Raw genomic sequence first — 21,458 nt, 5'->3', positions numbered from 1 at the left:
CTCATCCGGTCCCCGTGCCCGTGCGTACCGCCTCGCGGTCGCTCTCGTCGCGCTTTACCCGCTCGTCGGAGATCAGCACCACTGGGCATGGGCTGCGCCGCAGGACGGCCGTCGTCGTCTCGCCGAAGATCAGCTCCTCGCCCTGGCGCCGCGCCACGCCCATGACGATCAACGCCACATTGCGGCCGGCCTGGCGGGCAATGGCGTCGGCGGCGGCGGCTCTGCTGCGGATCGCCGTCTCGATCTCGACGCCGTAGCGGTCGGCAAGCGCGACGATGTCCTTCAGCACGGCTTCCCTGCGGCGGTGTGAGACGGTGTCGCGCAGCTCGTCGCGGCCGGCCCGTGCGACATAGAGCGTCTTGACGGGCGCGCCGGTGACGGCGGCGACGGCCAAAGCCAACTCGGCGCCGCGCCGGGCAACGGCCGTGCCGTTGACCGGCACCAGTATCTTGCCCGATCGCGGGCCGAGCCGAGGCATCTGGCGGCCGGCGGTAGCCGGCTTCAACACCAGGCAGAGCGGCCCGTCGAAAGCGCCGGCGACCTCGTTCAGCCGATGCGAGAAGGCCCCCTTGGAAGTAACCGCGCGGCCGAGGCCGACGAGCAGCATGCCGTAGCCCTTGCGCGCCTCCTTGGTGACAGCCTCGGCCGAGAGCTCCTCATGCTGGCGGCGGGTGACCGGGGCTTCGCGCACCGGCGTCTCGTCACCTTGCTTCGCCGCCTCACGGCTGTCTTCGGCGCCTTTCTCGATTTCCTCCAGATGCAACCCTTCGGTCGGCTCGGCATCGGTCTCGCCGCTCGAATGCAGCACCGTCGTCGGCTTGCCGGCGCCGATGACGCCGGCGAGATAGGCGGCGAAGCGTCCGACGACGCCCTCGTCGACCACAACCAGCAGTCGCTCCAGATTGGCGACGAATCCGCGCTGGTCGATCTCCTCGCGCTCCAGTCTTTTCTGCTCGCCCTCGCCCATCGGCAGGCGGCGCAGCGCCCAGCGCAATGTCGGCGGCATGGCCAAGGTGGTGATGACCGCCATGGTGACGATCATGGTGAAGAGGTTGTGCGACAGCACGCCCATCGACAGGCCGATCGAGGCGACGATGACCTCCGTGGAACCGCGCGCATTCATGCCGCAGCCCACCGCGACGCCCTCGGCGCGGCTCATGCCGGCGAACTCGGCGCCGATGAAGGCGCCGCCGAACTTGCCGATGCTGGCGATGATGACCAGCGCCACCGTCAGCAGCGCAAGCTGAGGATCGAGAAGCACAGTGAGGTCTGCGGATAGTCCGGCGACGCCGAAAAACACCGGCATGAAAAGGGCGGTGATGATGCCACGCAGCTGCCCTTCGATGTGGCGCGACAGGATTGGCGACTCGCCGACCAAGATGCCTGCGACGAAGGCGCCGAGCACGGTGTGCACGCCGATCAGATCGGTGATCAAGGCCATGGCGCCCATGATGGCGAGGATGACGGTGACGACCGCATATTCGGAGCGGAAAGTGTCGTTGGTCCAGCGGATGGCGTCGAAGACGATGCGGCGCCCGAGCGTGAAGGAAAACGCCATGAAGAGGGCGACGCCGGCAACCGTGAAGGCCAGGTTGCCGATCTGGATCCGCCCCTGGGTGGCGATGCCGATGGTGATGGCGATGATCACCCAGCCGATCGTGTCCTCGATGATGGCCGACGAGACGATGATCTGGCCGAGGTCGCGGCGCATGAAGTTCATATCGCGCACCACCATGGCGACGATCTTGACCGAGGATATGGAGAGCGCGGTGCCGAGGAACAGCCCGGCGACGATGCGTTCGCTGCCTGCGGCAAGCAGCGTGGTCGGCATGAACTGGGCGGCGACGAAGCCGAGCGCGAAGGGCACCGCCACGCCGGCCGCCGAAATGGAAAAACAGGCGCGGCCGACGCGGCGCACGAGCCGCAGATCCGTTTCCATGCCGGTGAGCAGGAGCAGCATCAACACGCCGAGCTGGGCGATGGCGTTAATCATCGACTTTTGCGAGGCGTCACCGGCAAAGACCAGCCGCTCGGCCGCCGGCCAGACCCAGCCAAGCAGCGAAGGCCCAAGCAGGATGCCGCCGATCAGCTGTCCCATCACCGCCGGCTGGCCCAGTATTTCCAGAACCTCGCCGATGCCACGACCGACGACAAGGAGCAGGATGAGTTCGGCGACGAAAATGCCTTCCGAGGACATGCCGGTCTTCTCGGCGGCGAAGGCGACGACGGGCATCAGCAGAAGCGCAGCGGCGGCTAACACGACCGACCGGCTCCGATTGAGTATTTTGGACAAGCTGTCTCCCCTCGATTTCGCGTCATAACGGTTTGGCCGGTGGTTCGGTTGCACGGCGTCGGAACTGCCAATCTCCCCCCTCGTGGGGGAGATGTCCGGCAGGACAGAGGGGGGCGCGAAGGAACGCGGCTTCACAGCCAGAAGCGTTAACATCTGCAGGTCCGGCGTGCGACATGCAGCAAGACGGCGCCCCTCTGCCCTCCACAAGGGGGAGATCAGCAGTTCCGGCGCCGTTTCCTACAATTCTAATCAAATGCCACCGCGGATTTTTGCTTCCCGGTAAAGCGACTCGGCGATGTTCGCGCCGTGGCGGGCAATAAGGAGAAGCTAATGAAAAGCGACTTTGCCGCCGCCCACCTGCACCTCGACCGGGCCTGCCATTACCTGCGCGGCGACGATGAAACGAGCCGCGCGGCGCTTGCGGCGCTCGACCTTGTGATCGAGGCAGTGGCGGCAGCCCAGCATGCCAGGCCGATGGCCGATGTGCTGCCCTTTCCGCGGCGCGCGAATGGTGGTGTCCCCTGCTTGCAACCTGACTTATCCGCCTGAAAAAGCGGGAACATTCCGGCCGGCCGCACGTTGAAGCGACAGGGGTGTGGCCGGTCGATGTCAAGGCGAGGACTGGCCATGGCGGCGGGAGGCGCCCGGCAGAATGGCCCAGACGAATGCCGCAAAATCCACAGATGCAGCTGTGGCAAGGCCGACAGAAGCGGCTGCGCCGGCAAGATCCACCGAGAAGGCCGCGCCGCCGCGCGCTTCCGACACGCTGGCGCTGAAGCTCAGCTCCCCTGAATTCACCACGACGCTGTCGCATTTCCATCGCGCCGAGATCGCGCGCATGGCGGGCTGGCGCGACCGGCTCGACCGCACCAGCAACTGGGCGATCACGGTGGTGGCGGCGATGCTGTCGGTATCGCTGTCGACGCCCAGCGCGCATCATGGCGTCCTTTTGTTCGCCATGCTCCTGATCACGCTGCTGTTGTGGATCGAGGCGAGGCGCTACCGCTTCTTCGACGTCTACCGCGCCCGTGTGCGGCAATTCGAGCGCTACTACTTCGCGCAGATCTTTTCGCCGCAGCCGGACTATGCTTCCAACTGGCTCGCGATCCTCGGCGAAGGCCTGCGCTCGCCGCGTTTCCTGATCACGCAGCGCGCGGCGCTGATCCGCCGGCTGCGCCGCAACTACATCTTCATGTACACGATCCTGCTGCTTGCCTGGATCCTGAAGATCACCACGCCGAGCCTGTCGCGCGAAGGCTCTCCCATCGGCTTCGGCGCCTCGCTCGTCGACACGTTCCGGGTGGCGACGCTCGGCCCAATCCCCGGCGTCGTCGTCGTGTGCGGCGTGGCCGGCTGCTACCTCGCGCTGCTCGCCGCGGCGTTCCTGGTCCGCGCCGATGACGGCGAGCTGTCCTTCGGCGACGTGCATGTGTGAGGGAGGGGAGTAGTGAGTAGTGAGTAGTGAGTAGTGAGAAAGTTAGCGATGGGAGTTCGCGGAGTCTACGCGGCCTGATATTCTTGACGTACTCCCTACTCCCCTACTCCCCTATTCCCCTATTCCCTTCACTGCAGCGACAGCGCCGTCCGAAACTCCCGGGTCGAGTTGCGGCTGGGATAAGGCTCTTCCGGCACGGGAACGCCTAGATGGGCGCAAAGCGGGGCCCAGCCGTCGCCGAGCTTGTGGATCAGCAGGCGCTCGGCCGGCACGGTGGTGAGCACCGCCTCGACATTGGCCTCGTAAACGGCAATTGCATGCGCGCGGTCCTGCGGGCGGCCGCCGAAGACCTGTTTCGAGACGAGGGCGACGCCGAGCGACTCCTGGTCCGTGCTGCCGACGATCGCCGGCAGGATGGTTTTTTCGAAACTCTCCCACCAGCTTTCGGGCGAGCGCCAGGTCAGGATGACGCGCGCCTGCGGATAGATTTCTATCAGCTCGCGCCAGTAATGCGCCGAGGGCCAGTCGACGCAGGATTTATAACCAGCAAAGAGCTTGTCCCAGTCGGGCGCGGCGCCCTTGGCCAGCGCCCGCCAGAGCAGCTTCTGCTCCTCATGCGCCATCACCTCCGACATATGATGGCAAGGGCCGAAACCCAGCATGGTCAGCGCCTCGCGCATCGAATCCGTCCCGGTCCGGCCGAAGCCGGTTCCAATCACCTTGAGCGACATTTCCCCTCCTCCTTCGTTGCGATCAATCTCCCTGGACCACGAGCCGCAGGCGGTTGCCTTCCGGATCGGCGGTCGAGATAATGCGACCGTCCCTTTTCACCGGTATGTCGGCCGCTTCGAGCCTGCGCTCCACGGCGGCGAGCTCCTGCGCGGAGCCAAGCTCGATGGTGAAATGGTCGAGGCCGGCTGCACCCGGCGGCGGCTCGCGCAGCTCGTCGCGCGCCCAGATGTTGAAGGCCACCATATGGGCGCGGCGCGCCGTGCCGCAGTCGAACATACCGAAGGTCCGGGATTGGATATGCGGCCGGAAGCCGAGCACACCGAGATAGAATTTCATCAGCATCTCGGGCGCGCGGGCGCGCAAATGGATGTGGCCGATAAAGGCATCCTGCGCCATCTTCGGCTCGACATCGCCGGAGTTGCCTAGGTCGCGCAGCAGGCCCGATACGTCCAGCGGCTCGAGTCCCGAATGCGCGCTGCCGTCGGTGGCAATCAGCGTCACGCGGCCATTGGGCGACACTTCGCGGCGCAGCAAGCGCTGCGGCGTGTCGAAGCAAATCTCGATGCCGTTACCGGAGGGGTCGGAGACATAGAGCGATTCCGAAACCAGGTGATCCTGGGCGCTGAACCGTAGGCCAGATGCCTTGAGGCGGGCGGCCGTATGCGCGAGATCGCGGCGGCTGGTGATATGGATGGCGACGTGGAAGAGATCGCGCGCCTTCTGCGGCAGCGGTGCCTCCGCGCCGGCATGGAGCACGATCAGCGTCCGGCCGCCGGCGCCAAGCTTCGCCATGGTGGCGTCCTCGCCAAGCAGCGCCAACCCAAGCGCGTCGCGCCAGACATTCAAGGCCGCCGGCACGTCGGTCACCTTGAGATGGACCGGCCCGAGACGGGTCACCGGAGACAGCAATCCATCATCCATCGTCGTCTGTCCGATTGCGGCCAATGACATATTAGCTTCGAATGAATTGCCTGTCGCGCTCCAAGTTCGGGTTGACCCCTTCCCGGCGGGCGGCGACTATTGCGACGGCCGGTTTTCTGGAATTGGTTCAGCAGGAGGAGATCGCATGGACGAGACCGAACAGTGGCGCAATATGGCGAGCGCGCCGCGGGACGGCAGCCGCATCCTGGTGACGGTGCGTTCCTCCGAGCAGGGGCCGGCCGAGGTCGACATGGCCTACTGGTCGCGCGCCGACCAGTTCGGCGAGGAAGGCTGGCGGGCGTCGGACTCCTCGCCCGGCCGCATCGTCGAATATGCAGAACCGGAACTCAGATGCTGGATGCCGCTGCCGACCGCAGGACGCGGGACAATGCCCAGCCCGTGGGAGGGAGATGACGTGCCGCTGGTGGACGGCGAGGGAATTTAAGGTCAAGCCCGCCGTGGCTCGGAAGGCCGGCTTTCAAAGCCGAAACGAGGCAGGTCCTCGCCCGGCACGCCGGCGAGAGAGCGCTGCACGGGCCGACGCTGCCACGGCAAAAAGCCTGCTCACGAGCATTGGTAGACTTATCCTGGGAGCGCCGGGCAACCGTTGCGCTAACTGCTGCTCCAAGTACCGCGCCTGGGCGATGTCGTGACGAAAGATTGCGGGTGGGCCTTGGAGCCGGTAGAAACCGTCATCTTGCCGGAAGGGCCAGTCGGTCGGGCTGAATGGCAGCATTGAGGTTCTCCCATGTTTCAGGTTCGGCCAACTCTCTGGCGCGACCGTGATAAAGCTGGAGATGGCAGCGTGATCGAAACGTGAAAAAGACCGCTTGGGACAGATAGCGGTTGAATTACCAGGGGCGAAGCGAAAGAATTGCCATAATCGTGGCCGGGGCCGAAACTCAATGAAAGGGCCTCATCTTTATCTTCTGGGCGGATTTGATCTCGCCGGTACTGGCGCGGCTGCTCCAACCTTGAGCCGCAAGGCACGGGCGATGATGGCCTATCTCGCGCTGCAAGCCGGACAGGCACAATCGCGCGAGAAGCTGGCCGCCCTGCTCTGGAGCCTGAATGGCGAAACCCAGGCCCGGATGAGCCTCAGGCAAGCCGTTTCGGCCATCCGAAAGGCCATGCACAAGTGCGGCAGCGGACGGTTTCTGACAAACGGCGTCAGTGTCGGCCTGTATCTCGACGAGATCGACTTCGATGTCGCCCGGTTCGAGACGCTTGCGACAGGATCCTCGCCCGAACGCCTCGAGCAGGCACTCGCCGTCTACCGCGGCGACCTGCTCGACGGTCTTGGCGTGAAAGAGGAGCCGTTCGAAGATTGGCTTCGAATTGAACGCGAGCGCCTGAGAACGATCGCGGTTGCAGCGCTGGACAGGCTGGTGGCGCATTACAGCGCGTCGAAGGACCTTTCATCCTGTGCGCGGACGGCTGCGCGACTGCTCGCAATGGAGCCTCTGCGCGAAGATATCCACCGGGCATTGATGAGGGCCTATGCCGCGCAGGGCCGCATCAACCTTGCTCTTAAACAGTATGAGCTCTGCCGTGAGGCGCTGGAGAGAGATCTTGGGCTGCAGCCAGAATTGGAAACGCGCCAACTATACGAGGCTCTTCGGACACGCCGGATGAGTTCATCGCCTCACTCGACACGTCCGGTTGCGGCCGCCGAGCCGGCGGCCGGTTCGGGGGCAAATGCCGGTGGGAGCCTTTCCGGCGGCGAGCCGATGCCACCGACCACCCACTACGTCAAATCGGCAGGAATCAACATCGCCTATCAGGTGACCGGCGAAGGGCCGATTGACCTCCTATACGTGCCCGGCTGGGTCTCCAATCTCGACCTTGCCTGGGGCTCGCCGCGCTTCGCGCATGTGCTCAAGCGGCTCGGCACCTTTTCACGCCTGATCCGATTCGACAAACGCGGCACCGGTCTATCCGACCGCAATGTCGGCCTGCCGACGCTGGAAGAGCGCATGGAGGATGTGCGTGCGGTGCTGGACGCAGTCGGCTCCACACGAGCGGTGCTGTTCGGCAGCTCGGAGGGCGGTCCGATGTGCATGCTTTTCGCCGCCACCTATCCCGAGCGTACGTCCGCGCTGGTGCTTAACGGAACCTACGCCAAGGGCACTTGGTCAAAAGAATATCCGTGGGCCAGAACTGTGGCGCAGGTGGACGACGACGTAGCGGCCGTCGAGAGACAATGGGGCAAGCCAGCCGACATGAGCAACGCAGCGCCGAGCCTGACCGAAAACATGGTCGAACGCGAATGGTTCGCCGCCTATCTCAGGAATTCGGCGTCGCCCGCCGATGCAATCGCGCTCTGGCGCTGGGGTACCGAAGTCGACGTTCGCGACATCCTGCCGGCGATCCGCGTGCCGACGCTGATCGTGCAGAGGACGGGCGATCGCTGGGTGCGCCCAGAGGAAGGGCGTTACTTGGCAACCCACATCCAAGGCGCCAGATACGTCGAGCTGGCCGGCAGAGACCACGTGATCTGGGGTGAAGATTGCGACAGTCTGGTTGACGAGATACGAAGCTTCGTCACCGGATCCACATCCCGAAAGACCGTCTCTGCGCTCACCGGATGAGCGGCGGCATGTCGTCGGCAGAACTGCTCATTTCCCCATCCGTGAAGATTGGCGGTTCCGACGCCGCGCCAAAAGGAGCGCAGCTCTCAGAACAGGAACGCCGCCGTGGCCGGATCGGGTCCCGTCCGGCCGTCGGCCGAATCCAGACCGTGAACGGTCTGCATGTCATCCGCATCCAGCTCGAAGCCGAAGACGTCGAAATTGCCGGCGATGCGCTCCCGGTGGATCGACTTCGGAATGACGACCAGCCCCTCCTGCAGGTGCCAGCGGATGATGACCTGCGCCACCGACTTGCCGTGCTTCTTCGCGATCTTCTCCAGCGTCGGATCGGCCAGCAGCCGGCCGCTGCCCAGCGGGCTCCAGCTCTCGATACGGATGTTGTGCCTGGCGTGAAAATCGCGCTTGTCACGCTGCTGGAAGCGCGGATGCAATTCGATCTGGTTGACGACCGGCGTCACGCCGGTCTCGCCGATGATGCGCTCCAGATGGTCCTGGTTGAAGTTCGAGACGCCGACAGACTTGATACGGCCGGCCTTCCGCAGTTCGACCAGCGTCTTCCAGGCCTCGACATATTTGTTCTGGCTGGGCACCGGCCAGTGGATGAGGAAAAGGTCGATCTGGTCAATGCCCAGCTTCTGCATCGTATCGTCGAAGGCGCGCAGCGCCGCGTCACGCTGATGCGCGCCGTTGCGCAGCTTGGAGGTAATGAACAGCTCGGCGCGCGGGACGCCGGCAGCAACGATCGCCTCGCCGACGCCTTCCTCGTTCCGATAACCCTCGGCGGTGTCGATCAGCCGGTAGCCGGCCTCGATGCCCCAGCGCACGACCTTGGCCGTGATCTCCGGATCGACCTGCCAGACGCCCAGCCCGATCTGCGGGATGGTGGCGCCGTCGTTCAATTTGAGCTTTTCGGGCATGGGAGGTTCCTTTTGGAAGGGAGGGTGGTGCCGACTATGTAGGCCACGGGTTGGGGAATGCCAGCCGGGGAGAGGTTGGCGAGACAGCAATCCCTCTGTCCTGCCGGACATCTCCCCCACGAGGGGGGAGATTAGCAGTTCCCGCGCCTCAGCCCCTCGCCCCGAACCGCAGCCCATCCATCAAGAGCTTCACCAGCCGCCCCGACCGCTCGCGCCAGTCTGGCGTGTTCGGCGCCGAGTAGATGCCTCCCAGCGCATGCATCACATCGGAGGCGTCGACGTCGGCGCGGATTTTTCCCGCGGCGGCGGCGGCCTCGATCAGGCTTCGCATGGCGCCCGAGACGCGGCCGGACGTGTCGGAGAACAGCGTCGAGTTGGTGGTGAGCAATAGGCGCAGGCTGGTGGCGAGGCCGCGCTTGGTGGCGATGTAGTCGACGAAGCGCTGCATCCAGAGCTCCAGCGCGACATCGGCAGGATGCTCACGAGCAAGTTCCTCGGCGGCGTGGCAAAGTCCTTCCACCTCGCGGCGATAGACGACCTCGACCAGATGCTCGCGGGTTGGGAAATGGCGATAAAGCGTGCCGATGCCGACCCCTGCCCGCTTGGCGATCTCCTCCAGCGAGGCGTCGACGCCATCGGTGGCGAAAGCCTGCGCCGCCACCTCGACCAGCCTGTCGCGGTTGCGTTGCGCATCCGCGCGCAGCGGCTTTGGCGCATGCGCGTCGCGCTTCGCTTCAGCGGTCATTTCCTGGTCAGGCACTTTTTTCTCCACCGAACGCAATATGGGGGGTTGAACCATGACCGGCCAGATCCCACGTAAATAAACGGAGGCACCTCCGTTTTAGTGGAGTGCTTTTATCATATAACTAGGGGAAGCGGTATGTCACGTAGAGAAGGACGGGAAGCGCACCCTGGTTGGTGGAGCGCGGCGATGAGGCTGCTGATCTCCTCCCTTGCGGGGGAGATGTCCGGCAGGACAGAGGGGGGTGCTGTCCCGCCGTCATATCAATCGATAACAAGCGCTCCCTTCCGGCAGATTTCTCTTCGCGAACATAAATCGCAAAACGCCTCGTTCCTTCGCGCCCCCCTCTGCCCTGCCGGGCATCTCCCCCACGAGGGGGGAGATTGGCAGCTTCCACGCGTTGCCCCTGTCCTCCCAAGCCCCATTTCCATCCGCTCAAGCGTCCAGCAATCGGAGCCCGACGCCCCATGAATGACCAAGTCACCATCAGTCCCACCACCCTTTCCCTCAATCTCACCATCAATGGCCGGACCCAAGCGCTGGAAATCGAACCGCGCGTGACGCTCCTCGATGCGCTGCGCGAACGGCTCCACCTCACCGGCACCAAGAAAGGCTGCGACCAGGGCCAGTGCGGCGCCTGCACCGTGCATGTCGACGGCGAGCGCGTGCTGGCCTGCCTGACGCTCGCGGCCCAAGTCGAAGGGCGCTCGATCACCACTATCGAGGGCCTTGCCGGCGAGGACGGCACGCTGCATGCCGTGCAGGCCGCGTTCCTCGAGCAGGATGCCTTCCAGTGCGGCTATTGCACGCCGGGACAGATCATGTCGGCGGTGGCCTGCATCCGCGAGGGCCATGCCGGCTCCGACGAGGAGATCCGCGAATACATGGCCGGCAATCTGTGCCGCTGCGGCGCCTATCCGCACATCGTCGCCGCCATTCGCCAAGCCGCACAGGAGCTGCGCTCGTGAGAGATTTTTCCTATCTACGTGCCGACAGCGTCGAGGCCGCGCGCAACGCCGCCGCTCTTCCCGGCGCCATGCTGCTTGCAGGCGGCACCACGCTCATCGACCTCGCCAAATGCGGCGTCGCCGAACCCTCGACCGTCATCGACATCAGCCACATCGAAGGGCTCGACGCCATCGATGTCGCCGCCGACCGCGCCGTGATCGGCGCGCTGGCCAAGATGAGCCATGTCGCCGACCACACCTCCGTGAAGAGCTGCTTCCCGGCCGTATCGGAAGCCCTGTGGCAGGCGGCCTCGGCGCAGTTGCGCAATATGGCGACCATCGGCGGCAACCTGATGCAGCGCACGCGCTGCCCCTATTTCCGCGATCCGCAAAACTTCCCGGCCTGCAACAAGCGCGCGCCCGGCAGCGGCTGCTCGGCGATCGGCGGGGCGACGCGCAGCCATGCGGTACTCGGCGTCAGCGAGGCCTGCATCGCCACCTATCCGGGCGATCTCGCCGTGGCGCTCGTCGCCTTCGACGCCGAGGTCGATCTTGGCGGGCGCAAGCTGAAGGTCGAGGACTTCTTCCTTGCGCCGGGCGCCACCGCCGAGCAGGAGCACGACATCCGCCCCGGCGAAGTGATCACCGCAGTAGAGATCCCAGGCTCGGCCGCGGCCAGACGCTCGACCTACATCAAGGTGCGCGACCGCCAGTCCTATGAGTTCGCTGCGGCAAGCGCGGCGGTCGGGCTGGAGCTTGAAGGCGACGGCCGCACCGTGCGCGACATCCGCGTCGCGCTCGGCGGCGTCGCCACGAAACCGTGGCGGGTGCGCGCCGTCGAAGAGGCGCTGAAAGGCAAGCCGCTCGACGAAGCCATGATCCGCGAGGCGAGCGAGCTCGCCATGGAGGGCGCCGTCGATCATGGCGCCAACCACTACAGGATTGCGCTGGCGCCGCGCGTGATAGCGCGCGCCATCCTCAAATTGGGAGAGACGGCATGACCGTTCATGACATGAAACACGCCGCGTCCGACAGCGCGCGTCTCGAAGCGGTCGGCGGGCGGCTGTCGCGCGTCGACGGACCGGCCAAGATCACGGGCGCGGCGAAATATGCCTTCGAGCAGCAGCTCGAGGGACTGACGCATGCGGTGCTGGTCGGCGCAACGATTGCCGCCGGCAAGGTGACGGCGATCGACGCCCGCGCAGCCGAGACCGCGCCCGGCGTGCTCGCCGTGCTGACGCCCGACACCATCATGGAATTGAGGGGCGCATCGGACTGGCTCGGCAACCCGCCGTCGCAGCCGACCTACGCGCCGCTCGTGCGCGAGGTCACCTTTTCCGGCCAGCATGTCGCGGCGGTGGTGGCCGAGACATTCGAGCAGGCGGTCGCCGCCGCGGCGCTGGTCAAGGTATGGTATGACGAGACGCCGGCCATCGTCGACCTGAGCGACGGCAAGGCGGGCGACGGCATCCCGATCGACGCCATGACCAAGGAATGGGGCGACGCTGAAGCCGCCTTCGCCGAAGCGCCTGTGCGCATCTGCGCGGCCTACAACACGCCGCGCGAATTCCAAGCCGCGATGGAGCCGCATGGGCTGATCGCGCGCTGGGAGGGCGACGAGCTGACCATCTGGGAGCCCAGCCAATGGCTCGACGGCATGGCGCGCACCTATGCCGAGTGGTTCGGCCTGCCGTTCGAGAATGTGCGGCTGGTCTCGCCCTATATCGGCGGCGGCTTCGGCTCCAAAGCGCTGGCGCTGGCGCATAGCGCGGTGGCTGCGGCTGCCGCCAGGATGCTCGACCGGCCGGTGAAGCTGGTGCTCACCCGCCCGCAGAATTTTACGTCCTATGGCGGTCGCGCGGCGACGCGTCAGACCGTTGCGATCGGCGCCGACAGGGATGGTAAAATCCAGTCGATCGTGCATCGCGGCGTCAACGAGACAGCGGTCGACGGCATGTGGGTTGAGCCGCTCGGGTCGGTCACCTCGATCATGTATGCCACGCCCAACTTCTCCTCGAAGCAGAATGTGGTGCGGGTCAATACGGTGGTGCCGGGAGCAAAACGCGCGCCGGGCGAGAACCCGAGCGCCTTCGGCATCGAAAGCGCCATCGACGAGCTTGCCTATGAGCTCGGTATCGATCCGCTGGAGATGCGGCTGATCAATTATGCCGAGCAGGACCCGCATGCGAAGAAGGCGTGGTCGACACGCCAGTTGCGCGAGGCCTTTGCCGCCGGCGCGGAAGCGTTCGGCTGGGCGAAGCGCAGCAACGCGCCGCGCTCGATGCGCGACGGCCGCCAGCTCATCGGCTGGGGTGTCGCGGCCGGCACCTATCCGGTGCGGCGCGCGCATGGCGAGGCGGTGGTGAAGCTGCTTTCCGACGGTTCGGTCGAAGTCGAAAGCTCGTCCATCGACATGGGCCAAGGCACTTACACGATCCTGGCGCAGACCGCGGCCGAGACGCTTGGCGTGCCGGTGGAGCGGGTGTCGGTGAAGCTCGGCGACTCGCATTTCGCCCGCGCCGGCGTCACCGGCGGCTCGCGACTTGCCGGCGTCATGACCGGCGCCGTCCACAAGGCGGCAGGCCAGGCGCTGGACGAGCTGATCGGGCTCGCGCTTTCCGACCCGCGCTCGCCGTTCCAGAAGCTGCAGGCGAACACGCTGCAAGTGAGGGACGGCCGCATCGCCTCGCCGCGCGGCGAAGGGCCGGACCTGTCGATCGCCGACTTCATGATGGCGATCGGCCGCGACCAAATCGAAGCCAAGGGCGACACGCTGCCGGCCAGCACGACGCCGGAAGAGCGCTACAAGAACTACACCACTATAGCCATGTCGATCCCGCACACCGAGGGCGACTATTCGCGCCATTCCTGGTGCGCGCATTTCGTCGAGGTGCGCGTCGACGAGGATTTCGGCACGGTGCGCGTGTCGCGCGTGGTGTCGGCGCTGGATTCGGGCCGGCTCTACAACCCGAAGCTGGCGGAAAGCCAGTGGAAGGGGGGCATCATCATGGGCATCGGCCAGGCGCTGCTCGAGGAAGGCATCGTCGATCGTCGCCACGGCCGCATCGTCAACGGCAATTTCGCCGACTACATGCTGCCGACCAATGCCGATATCCCAGACATCCAGACCATCTCGGTCGGCATCCCCGACCCGCACTCCTCCGCCCTTGGGGGCAAGGGCGTGGGCGAACTGGCAATCGTCGGCATCGCGCCGGCGATTGCCAACGCAGTGTTCCACGCGACAGGGAAAAGGGTGCGGGATCTGCCGATCACGCTGGAGAAGCTGATCTGAGGTCGACGCCAGCGACGGCCTCCGCCCTAGCCGGCGGCAGGTGTCGCGCCGACGGGCCGAGCGCGCGTCGTCATCGTCTCGGCCCGCGCCGGCGGACGTGAATGCCTTTACGGCACGAGCAAAACCTCGGCGCGAGGCCGGGGTTTTGCTCGGCCTGCCAGATCAGAACTTGTAGCTGAGGCCGACCCGCAGATCGTGCGTCTTGAGATCGATGTTCGCAACCGTGCCAGGACCGAACAGCGGCACCGAAACATCCTTTTTGCCGAAGTCGGAGTAGCGATATTCGACGCGCGCGATCCACCTGTCGGTGAAAGCGTGCTCGACGCCGGCTCCAACCGTCCAGCCAAGATGGGTTTCATCGTGGATCGGTATTGAACCGCTGGTGGCGATCACAGTCATTTCATACTTGGCCGCGGCCACGCCCGCGGTGATGTAAGGCAAGGTCCGATCGAAAGCGTAGCCGGCCCGCAGCCGCGCCGAACCCGACCACTTGAGTTCGGTCTTGAGCAACGCACCGGCACCGGTGAAGGTCCCCACCCCATCCACATTGCTGTAAGCAATGTCCGCCTCGGCGCCGAGCACGAAGCGGTTCGCCATTTCCTGATCGAAGCCGATATGGATGCCGCCAATGAACCCGTCCGGGTCGAGGGGCGCGTTAACGTCGGCACCCCCAGGGCCAGCGTCGGCGATGAAGAGATTGGACTTTCCGGCGACGTAGCCGAAGTGAGCGCCAGCATAGAGGCCGGACCAGTCATAGTCGGCGGCAACGGGCAAGGTTTCATTGATGTCCGCCGCCGACGCGATGCCGACAGGCGCCAGAATGAAGGCTGTGGCGAGAAGAACCGTTTTCACTGTTTGCTACCCCAATGTTGCTTCCCCAGCCGCGAAATGCTCGGCGGCGATCCGGGTGTCGTCGAGGTTTTGCATTGTTCGCCAGCGGCGTCTTGGGCTGGACCGCACCTGAATTGTCCTGGAGAGCGCCGCAACGCTTTCCCGGTCGGTGTGGCCATACAGCCTCAGTCGATTGCCGGTCTGGACGCAGCGATTGGGTGTGAGTCTACCTGGCACCGCCCGGCGCCGACGAGGAATTCGGCGCGGCCAGCTCAGCGGCGAGCGGCAGCCTGATCAGTCACGAAAGGCATGCCTATGTCCGAAATCAGTTTGACGAGATCGGCTTGGCGCCTCGTGCCGGTCTTGGCGAATATCCGGTTGAGATGGGTCTTCAACGTGTTTTCACTGATGCCGAGCGACGAGGCGCTCCTGGACGCGGGCAATCCGCTGCCGATCCGCAGGAGGACCCGGGCCTCCGCGGGAGTAAGGTCGAACAGCGTCGTGAGAACGGCCTCCGGCAGCGGAGAAGAGGACGTCGTGGTCGATACGAAGACGGCAGCGCAGGCGGGCCGGAAAGCCGCGCGCGCAGTTCCTTCGGTCAGCGGCAACACGTAGGCTACGGCGGGCGGTTGACCCGGCGCTGAAACGGGCAGCCCTATGCCGCGAGAGCCAAGCGAAGCATCTGCGCCGGCAGCGCTGGCTAATGCTTCCGCCAAAGCGCGGGCGACCACCGGATTCTGCGGTTGGAGCAGGCCCTTCCTGGAAAGAATGGGACCCTGCCCGGAAAACATCCGGTCGGCAGCCCCATTCGCATGGAGGATTGCTCCGTCGGCGCCGGCAAAAACGATAGGCACGGCGAGATGGTCGAGCGCTTCGCGATAGAAATTGGCGGTAATGCGGGTCTGATCGAGCAGATCTCCAATCAGGGAAGCGCGACGCAGATGCGGCGAGAGCAATGCCAGGAACCGCTGCTCTTCAACGGTTATGATACCCCTGTTGGCACGCGTGGTGCAGCCCATGAGACCAATCCGGTCCGGCGTGTGAACGAATTTAGTGATGCAAGCCTCGCGCAATCCCTGCGGTCCGGCCCAATTCTGGAAGAACGGCGTTTGCTGGAGCTCGGCCTCGCTCATATGCGACAGCGTCGCAACAGGCGTGTCGATGTCGCCGACGACCGCGGCCTTCAATCCGGGAATTTCGTCAAAGTCATAATCCTCCTGGAGCGCGCGCATTTGCACCGGATCCCAAGCTGATTGAGCCGCGAAACGGCCCTGATTGTCAGCAGTGCTGGCCAGCGCGACAGTGGTATAGGCAGCGTCGACAGCTTCGGTGATCCGGGTCATCACTCCGGTCCAGCCTTCCGGATTCAAGACGCAATCATAAATTTCACCGATAATCGAATAAAGTACTTCGCTGCCCAGCCTCTCCACCACGCCCCCTGACATGCCCTGCCCCGCATGAGGGATGAGCGAAAAACGATGAATACAGCAACAAATTGACAGCCGCCCGGCGCAAAAACGCCGATCCGTCTTGAAGGATTTCGCGACGTCATACTTTGGGGTGACGCCACGCCTGGTTGAACTCGATTAAGGGTCTAATGCGATCGGTCGAACGCCGAGCGATCAATGTCGCTTGTTATTCCCGGATTGGAAAGCATCGCGTTCGACAATTTTTGAAGCTGTAGCTTTTCGAGGTGTTCGATTGTCGCGAAAGACGGTGTTTTCATCGGCTCAGTTGCCCTCGCATCTCAATGAACGCGATCGGTTTTCCCTCTGGCAGGATATCCATGTCGCGGAGATATGGTCGGTTGAATACGGCATATCCGCAGACCTGCCTTTCGAAGCGGCGATAGAAGCCACGGCCGTCGGATCACTGGTTCTCGGCCAGATGTCCGGAACGATCAGGCATGCAACGAGGAAAGCAAGCAACATTGCCGACGACGGCAATGACGGATATCTCCTGCTGATCAACAAGGCCGACACCGTTTTGACCGGGGCGCAGGTCGGCCGCGAGTACGGCGTCGGCAAGGGAGAAGCGGTCCTGGTCACGGCATCGGAAGCACTGAAAATGGTCGGTGCCGACCGGAATGTGTGGTCGAACGTGGTGGTCCCACGCGCCGTCCTCGTACAGGCCTTCCCACAGATCGATGACAGGCTGGCGTTGAAGATCGGCGCCGAAAACGAGGCTCTCGATCTTCTCAAGCGTTATTGCCAACTTCTCGAGACCGGCCCGCCCCTCGTCTCGGCCGATCTCATCATGCACGCAACGGACGTGATCGTCGATCTGATCGGTCTGGTGACGGGCGCGAAAGGTGAGGCTGCCGAGTTGGCCGGCCTGCGCGGCCTGCGAGCGGCCAGGCTGCGGGCGGTCCTGGCCAACATCGCAGACAATTTCGCCCATCCTGGCATCTCCGCGCAGGGCGTCGCAAAGGAACTCCGTCTTTCGACGCGCTATATTCACGACATCCTCCAGGAGACGGGTATCAGCTTCTCCGAGCGTGTGCTCGAGCTGCGCTTGCAAAGCGCACATAAGATGCTCGCCCAAAGACACAATGACGGTATGCGGGTCAGCGAAATTGCGATGATGAGCGGTTTCAGCGACGTGTCCTACTTCAATCGCTGCTTCCGCCGTCGCTTCGGCTACACGCCAAAAAGCGCCAGATAGAACCGGCGTCTCCCGGACTCGGTCAGGCGATGCGATTTCCGATTTTCCCATCCGCTCTATCTGTTTGTTTTAGCCGCCAAGCGACGCCGCTTGGCTGGGAAATTGTCGGTGGTGCCAAACCATCACAGCGCGCAGAAAAGAACCGGCATCTCTTTCCAGTCCAATTCCAGTGCGGCGCTGCCCAAGACAATGCCGGGCTCCGATGACATGTCACCTTCAGGGTGAAATGACTTGTCTGTCAGGGGATTAAATGCCGAAGAATGGATTTGAAGGCCGGAAGAAGGCGTTGAAATATCTGGCGTTGACGTCGACGGCGCTGATCGGCCTTGGCCAGCCAAGCGCCACGGCAGCCGAGATCTGGACCGGCGCGGCCTCCACGGATTGGTTCACCGCCGGAAACTGGAATCCCACCGCTGTCCCGACATCGAGCGACGACGTCACCCTCGACGCGGCGTTTCCGCACCCGGCCGTGGTCAATGCGGCGAACGCAGCCGCGCAAAATCAGTTTGTTGGCACCATTGCGAGTTACACAGGCTCGCTGACGATTATGAACGGCGGCACGCTTGCCGATACCGCCGGCTATCTCGGCTACGCTTCGAAAGCCAACGGCAAGGTAAGCGTCGTTGGAGCGGGCTCGCTCTGGAGCAACAGTTCCGACCTTTTCCTTGCCTTGGGCACCGACAGCACCGGCACCCTTACGATCTCAAACGGTGGCGCCGTGAGCGACACCGTGGGCCATGTCGGTTTCGGTCAGGGCACTGGCACGGTCACGGTGGACGGGACCGGCTCGACCTGGACCAACAGCGGCGATCTCTATATCGCCGAACGTGGCGTCGGCACACTGGACATCACCAATGGCGGCGCGGTCAACGATGCGACGGGCAGCATCGCTACGCATGCAGGCTCCAACGGCATGGTGACGGTCGACGGCGCGGGTTCGACCTGGACAAACTCTTCCCACCTGTACGTCGGCGATCAGGGCACCGGCGCGCTGAACATCTCGAGCGGCGGCAAGGTCAGCAATCTGAGCGGCATTCTAGGCAACCTGGCGGGCTCCACTGGCACAGCAACTGTCGACGGTGCTGGTTCGACCTGGGCGAATGCGGCCCTTGCGGTTGGAAACGCGGGCTTCGGCGCGCTGGAGATCACCAATGGCGGCGCCGTCACCAGTTCGGTGGGCTATGCCGGCTATGCCGCAGGCTCCAAAGGCCTGGTGACGGTCGACGGTGCCGGCTCGGCCTGGACCAACACTTCGGACCTCTTCATCGGCTTCCAGGGCCAGGGTGCGCTGACGGTCTCGAATGGCGGCGCGGTCAGCAACACCATCGGTATGATCGGCGCGCAGACGGGCTCTGTCGGCACAGCGGTGATCACCGGTGCCGGCTCGACCTGGACCAGCAGTTCGAACTTCTATGTCGGCGATAGCGGCACCGGTGTGCTGACGATTGGAAATGGTGGCGCGGTCAGCAATGGTGGGGGCAATATCGCCGCGCAGGCAGGCTCGACAGGCATCGCGTTCGTCGATGGCGCCGGCTCGACCTGGACAAACAGCTCCAACCTGATGGTGGGCGATTTCGGTAACGGCACCCTGGCGATCTCTCACGGTGCCGTTGTCAGCAACACTTGGGCCGCTGTCGGCGCGAAGGCGGGCTCCATCGGCATGGTGTTCGTCGACGGCGCCGGCTCGACCTGGACCAACAGCTCCAACCTGGGTATTGGCGATTTCGGCGCCGGCACTTTGGCGATAAGCAATGGCGGCGCGGTCAGCAGCGCCTCGGGCTATGTCGGCAACTCGGCGGGCTCGACTGGCGCGGTGTTCGTCGACGGCGCGGGATCAAAATGGACGAACAGCGGGAACCTCTACGTCGGAGGCCTCAGCAAGGGCACGTTGACGATTTCGAACGGCGGCACGGTCATCAGCAACGCTGGCTATCTGGCCTTTGATACCGGATCTATAGGTACGGCAATGGTCAGCGGCGCTGGCTCAAGCTGGACCAGCAGCAGCCTCCTTTTTGTCGGTCATCGGGGCACCGGCTCATTGAACGTCTCGAACGGCGGCAACGTCAGCAACACCGATGGCTATCTCGGCCTTTCTGCCGGGTCCACCGGCACGGCTGACGTCAGCGGCGCGGGCTCAACCTGGACCAGCAGCGGCGATCTCGAAGTCGGCGTTGGCGGCACTGCCACGCTGACGATCGCGAATGGCGGCGCGGTGTCGGCCAGCGGCGCAGTCAACATCGCCGTCTTGGCGGGCTCCGTCGGCTCGCTGAACATCGGTGCGGCGAGCGGATCGCCAGCGGCCGCCACGGGTACGCTCAATGCGACGACTATCCAGTTCGGCCCGGGCACGGGCGCGATCAACTTCAACCACACCGACCCCAGCTACACCTTCGGCTCGGCAATCGCCGGCGTCGGCACGATCAACCAGATCGCCGGCAACACCAACCTGATCGCCGATTCCAGCGGCTTCACGGGGGCGACCTTCGTCACCGGCGGACGGCTGGCCGTGAACGGTTCGCTGGCCAACTCGCTGGTGACGATCTCGGGCGGTGTGCTGGGCGGCAACGGCACGGTGGGTGGCATCGCGGCGCAATCGGGCGGCACCATCGCGCCGGGCAATTCGATCGGCACGCTCAATGTCGCGGGCGATGTCGACCAGGCGGCCGGCTCAATCTATCAGGCCGAACTGACCTCGGCCGGTCAATCCGATTTGATCCAGGCGACCGGCGCAGCGACGATCGCCGCCGGATCGGTGCTCGACGTGGTCAAAACGGATGTCGCGCCTTACGTAGCGGGCACGCATTACACGGTGTTGCAAGCCGACGGTGGCGTCGCCGGAAACTACTCGCTCACCGGCGATATCGGCACGGCTTTCCTCGGCCTCGTCGACAGCTATGACGCCAATCACGTCTATCTCGATGTGGTCCAAAAGACCTTCGCTCAGGTTGGCCTGACGCCGAACCAGATCGCCACCGGCGGTGGCGCCGAAAGCCTGGGGGCTGGCAATCCGCTCTACGACGCAATCGCCGTGCTGCCGACAGAGGCAACTGCCCAAGCGGCCTTCGACCAGCTCTCGGGAGAGATCCATGCCTCGGCCAAGGGGATGTTGCTGGAAGACAACCACTTCATCCGCGACGCCGCCACCAGGCGGATCAGCGCCGCGTTCGGCGATGCCGACGCAGCCGCATTGCCGGTCATGGCCTATGGCGAGGGCGGACCGGAAATGGTCGCGGCCGACACCGATCGCTTCGCCGTCTGGGGCCAAGCTTTCGGCTCATGGGGACATGCCGACAGCGACGGCAATGCCGCCGCCTTCGATCGTTCGACCGGCGGCCTCCTGGTCGGTACCGATAGCCTGGTCGGGGACTGGCGCATCGGCGCCATAGGCGGCTACAGCCATTCAACTTTCGACGCCGACGCTCGCCGTTCCAGCGGCGCCGGCGACAATTACCATCTCGGGCTCTACGGGGGCACCAACTGGGGCGCCATCGCGTTCCGCACCGGCGTCGCCTACAGTTGGAACAGCATCTCGACAAAGCGCGCGGTTGCCTTCAATGGCTTCGCCGATCAACTGTCGGCCGACTACGACGCCGGCATGGCACAGGTGTTCGGCGAACTCGCTTACAAGGCCGATGCCGGGCGCTTCAAGTTCGAGCCCTTCGCCAATCTCGCCTATGTCAGCGTGCACACCGACGGCTTCACCGAGAAAGGTGGCGGTGCAGCCCTGACCAGCGCAAGTTCAACCACCAACGCGACCTTCACCACGCTCGGGCTACGCACCTCGACCGGCCTGACGCTTGGCAACATCGAGGCGACCGCGCGCGGCACGCTCGGCTGGCGCCATGCCTTCGGCGATGTCACGCCGACTTCGACTTTCGCTTTCGCCGGCGGCGATGCCTTTACCATCGCCGGCGTGCCTGTCGCCAGGGACAGCGTGGTGATCGAGGCCGGTTTCGACCTGCCGATCTCGGCCAATGCCACGCTCGGCCTGTCCTACACCGGTCAGTTCGGCTCCCATAACGCCGACAACGGCGCCAAGGCCTACCTCGACGTCCAGTTCTGATGGCGAGAGGTGAGAAGGATAGGGAGTAGC

Annotated in this window: 16 protein-coding genes; 9 read left to right on the top strand and 7 right to left on the bottom strand. The window is 64.5% G+C overall.

The window, feature by feature from the left end; all coding sequences use genetic code 11:
• Position 1 precedes the first annotated feature (1 nt).
• A complete protein-coding gene (locus tag CK219_RS19315) occupies positions 2-2,233 on the bottom strand; it encodes a cation:proton antiporter (protein WP_095768485.1) in 2,232 nt (743 codons plus the stop codon).
• Positions 2,234-2,623: 390 nt separating this feature from the next.
• On the opposite strand from CK219_RS19315, the gene CK219_RS19310 reads away from it, so the two are divergent.
• Together CK219_RS19310 and CK219_RS19305 are read left to right on the top strand one after the other, a co-directional pair.
• Positions 2,624-2,842: a hypothetical protein gene (locus tag CK219_RS19310; protein WP_095768326.1), complete on the top strand. Its 219-nt coding sequence runs from the start codon at positions 2,624-2,626 to the stop codon at positions 2,840-2,842.
• Positions 2,843-2,945: 103 nt separating this feature from the next.
• Positions 2,946-3,728 (top strand): DUF2270 domain-containing protein, encoded by a 783-nt coding sequence (locus tag CK219_RS19305; protein ID WP_095768325.1) that lies wholly within the window; start codon positions 2,946-2,948, stop codon positions 3,726-3,728.
• Between the two features lie 128 nt (positions 3,729-3,856).
• Here the strand turns inward: CK219_RS19305 and CK219_RS19300 are convergent, their stop codons facing one another.
• Both CK219_RS19300 and CK219_RS19295 read right to left on the bottom strand, forming a co-directional pair.
• Positions 3,857-4,459 (bottom strand): sulfotransferase family protein, encoded by a 603-nt coding sequence (locus CK219_RS19300; protein ID WP_095768324.1) that lies wholly within the window; start codon positions 4,457-4,459, stop codon positions 3,857-3,859.
• Positions 4,460-4,481: 22 nt separating this feature from the next.
• Positions 4,482-5,381, bottom strand: coding sequence for a VOC family protein (locus CK219_RS19295; RefSeq protein WP_095768323.1), 900 nt, complete (start codon positions 5,379-5,381; stop codon positions 4,482-4,484).
• Positions 5,382-5,526: 145 nt separating this feature from the next.
• On the opposite strand from CK219_RS19295, the gene CK219_RS19290 reads away from it, so the two are divergent.
• Positions 5,527-5,826, top strand: a complete 300-nt coding sequence (locus tag CK219_RS19290; protein WP_095768322.1) for a hypothetical protein — start codon at positions 5,527-5,529, stop codon at positions 5,824-5,826.
• Positions 5,827-6,211: 385 nt separating this feature from the next.
• Complete coding sequence (locus CK219_RS19285; protein ID WP_245340535.1) at positions 6,212-7,972, top strand: alpha/beta fold hydrolase; 1,761 nt, start codon at positions 6,212-6,214, stop codon at positions 7,970-7,972.
• A gap of 86 nt (positions 7,973-8,058) precedes the next feature.
• Here CK219_RS19285 and CK219_RS19280 read toward each other — a convergent pair whose 3' ends face one another.
• Positions 8,059-8,889, bottom strand: coding sequence for an aldo/keto reductase (locus CK219_RS19280; RefSeq protein ID WP_095768320.1), 831 nt, complete (start codon positions 8,887-8,889; stop codon positions 8,059-8,061).
• Positions 8,890-9,037: 148 nt separating this feature from the next.
• Positions 9,038-9,634: a TetR/AcrR family transcriptional regulator gene (locus CK219_RS19275; protein ID WP_095768319.1), complete on the bottom strand. Its 597-nt coding sequence runs from the start codon at positions 9,632-9,634 to the stop codon at positions 9,038-9,040.
• Positions 9,635-10,098: 464 nt separating this feature from the next.
• Here CK219_RS19275 and CK219_RS19270 point away from each other — a divergent pair, with 464 nt between their 5' ends.
• Genes CK219_RS19270 through CK219_RS19260 form a run of 3 tightly spaced genes read left to right on the top strand, consistent with a single transcriptional unit; the run spans position 10,099 to position 13,870 of the window.
• On the top strand, positions 10,099-10,599 hold the full coding sequence (locus CK219_RS19270; RefSeq protein WP_176477075.1) for a (2Fe-2S)-binding protein: 501 nt from the start codon (positions 10,099-10,101) through the stop codon (positions 10,597-10,599).
• Entirely contained in the window at positions 10,596-11,579 is a 984-nt protein-coding gene (locus CK219_RS19265; RefSeq protein WP_095768318.1) for a xanthine dehydrogenase family protein subunit M, read from the top strand. The genes CK219_RS19270 and CK219_RS19265 overlap by 4 nt, the downstream gene beginning before the upstream one ends.
• Positions 11,576-13,870 carry a xanthine dehydrogenase family protein molybdopterin-binding subunit gene (locus CK219_RS19260; RefSeq protein WP_095768317.1) on the top strand — a complete coding sequence of 765 codons (2,295 nt, stop codon included), beginning with the start codon at positions 11,576-11,578 and terminating at the stop codon, positions 13,868-13,870. The genes CK219_RS19265 and CK219_RS19260 overlap by 4 nt, the downstream gene beginning before the upstream one ends.
• Positions 13,871-14,032: 162 nt before the next feature.
• Here the strand turns inward: CK219_RS19260 and CK219_RS19255 are convergent, their stop codons facing one another.
• Together CK219_RS19255 and CK219_RS19250 are read right to left on the bottom strand one after the other, a co-directional pair.
• Positions 14,033-14,722, bottom strand: a complete 690-nt coding sequence (locus tag CK219_RS19255) for an outer membrane protein (protein ID WP_095768316.1) — start codon at positions 14,720-14,722, stop codon at positions 14,033-14,035.
• 251 nt (positions 14,723-14,973) lie between these two features.
• Positions 14,974-16,146, bottom strand: a complete 1,173-nt coding sequence (locus tag CK219_RS19250) for a LuxR C-terminal-related transcriptional regulator (protein ID WP_245340534.1) — start codon at positions 16,144-16,146, stop codon at positions 14,974-14,976.
• A gap of 256 nt (positions 16,147-16,402) precedes the next feature.
• Here CK219_RS19250 and CK219_RS19245 point away from each other — a divergent pair, with 256 nt between their 5' ends.
• Positions 16,403-17,365, top strand: coding sequence for an AraC family transcriptional regulator (locus CK219_RS19245; protein WP_095768315.1), 963 nt, complete (start codon positions 16,403-16,405; stop codon positions 17,363-17,365).
• A gap of 250 nt (positions 17,366-17,615) precedes the next feature.
• Entirely contained in the window at positions 17,616-21,428 is a 3,813-nt protein-coding gene (locus CK219_RS19240) for an autotransporter domain-containing protein (protein WP_095768314.1), read from the top strand.
• Positions 21,429-21,458 lie beyond the last annotated feature (30 nt).

It is taken from the genome of Mesorhizobium sp. WSM4313 (assembly GCF_002294725.1).
Taxonomy (GTDB): domain Bacteria; phylum Pseudomonadota; class Alphaproteobacteria; order Rhizobiales; family Rhizobiaceae; genus Mesorhizobium.
The sequence above is the reverse complement of the archived record's forward strand: the minus strand, read 5'-3'. Positions and strand labels throughout refer to the sequence as shown.

Bases quoted from the DNA above. Each gene is read 5' to 3' on its own strand.
- CK219_RS19315 (WP_095768485.1), bottom strand. From the start codon at position 2,233: ATGCCCGTCGTCGCCTTCGCCGCCGAGAAGACCGGCATGTCCTCGGAA.
- CK219_RS19310 (WP_095768326.1), top strand. From the start codon at position 2,624: ATGAAAAGCGACTTTGCCGCCGCCCACCTGCACCTCGACCGGGCCTGC.
- CK219_RS19305 (WP_095768325.1), top strand. From the start codon at position 2,946: ATGGCCCAGACGAATGCCGCAAAATCCACAGATGCAGCTGTGGCAAGG.
- CK219_RS19300 (WP_095768324.1), bottom strand. From the start codon at position 4,459: ATGTCGCTCAAGGTGATTGGAACCGGCTTCGGCCGGACCGGGACGGAT.
- CK219_RS19295 (WP_095768323.1), bottom strand. From the start codon at position 5,381: ATGGATGATGGATTGCTGTCTCCGGTGACCCGTCTCGGGCCGGTCCAT.
- CK219_RS19290 (WP_095768322.1), top strand. From the start codon at position 5,527: ATGGACGAGACCGAACAGTGGCGCAATATGGCGAGCGCGCCGCGGGAC.
- CK219_RS19280 (WP_095768320.1), bottom strand. From the start codon at position 8,889: ATGCCCGAAAAGCTCAAATTGAACGACGGCGCCACCATCCCGCAGATC.
- CK219_RS19275 (WP_095768319.1), bottom strand. From the start codon at position 9,634: ATGACCGCTGAAGCGAAGCGCGACGCGCATGCGCCAAAGCCGCTGCGC.
- CK219_RS19270 (WP_176477075.1), top strand. From the start codon at position 10,099: ATGAATGACCAAGTCACCATCAGTCCCACCACCCTTTCCCTCAATCTC.
- CK219_RS19260 (WP_095768317.1), top strand. From the start codon at position 11,576: ATGACCGTTCATGACATGAAACACGCCGCGTCCGACAGCGCGCGTCTC.
- CK219_RS19250 (WP_245340534.1), bottom strand. From the start codon at position 16,146: ATGTCAGGGGGCGTGGTGGAGAGGCTGGGCAGCGAAGTACTTTATTCG.
- CK219_RS19240 (WP_095768314.1), top strand. From the start codon at position 17,616: ATGCCGAAGAATGGATTTGAAGGCCGGAAGAAGGCGTTGAAATATCTG.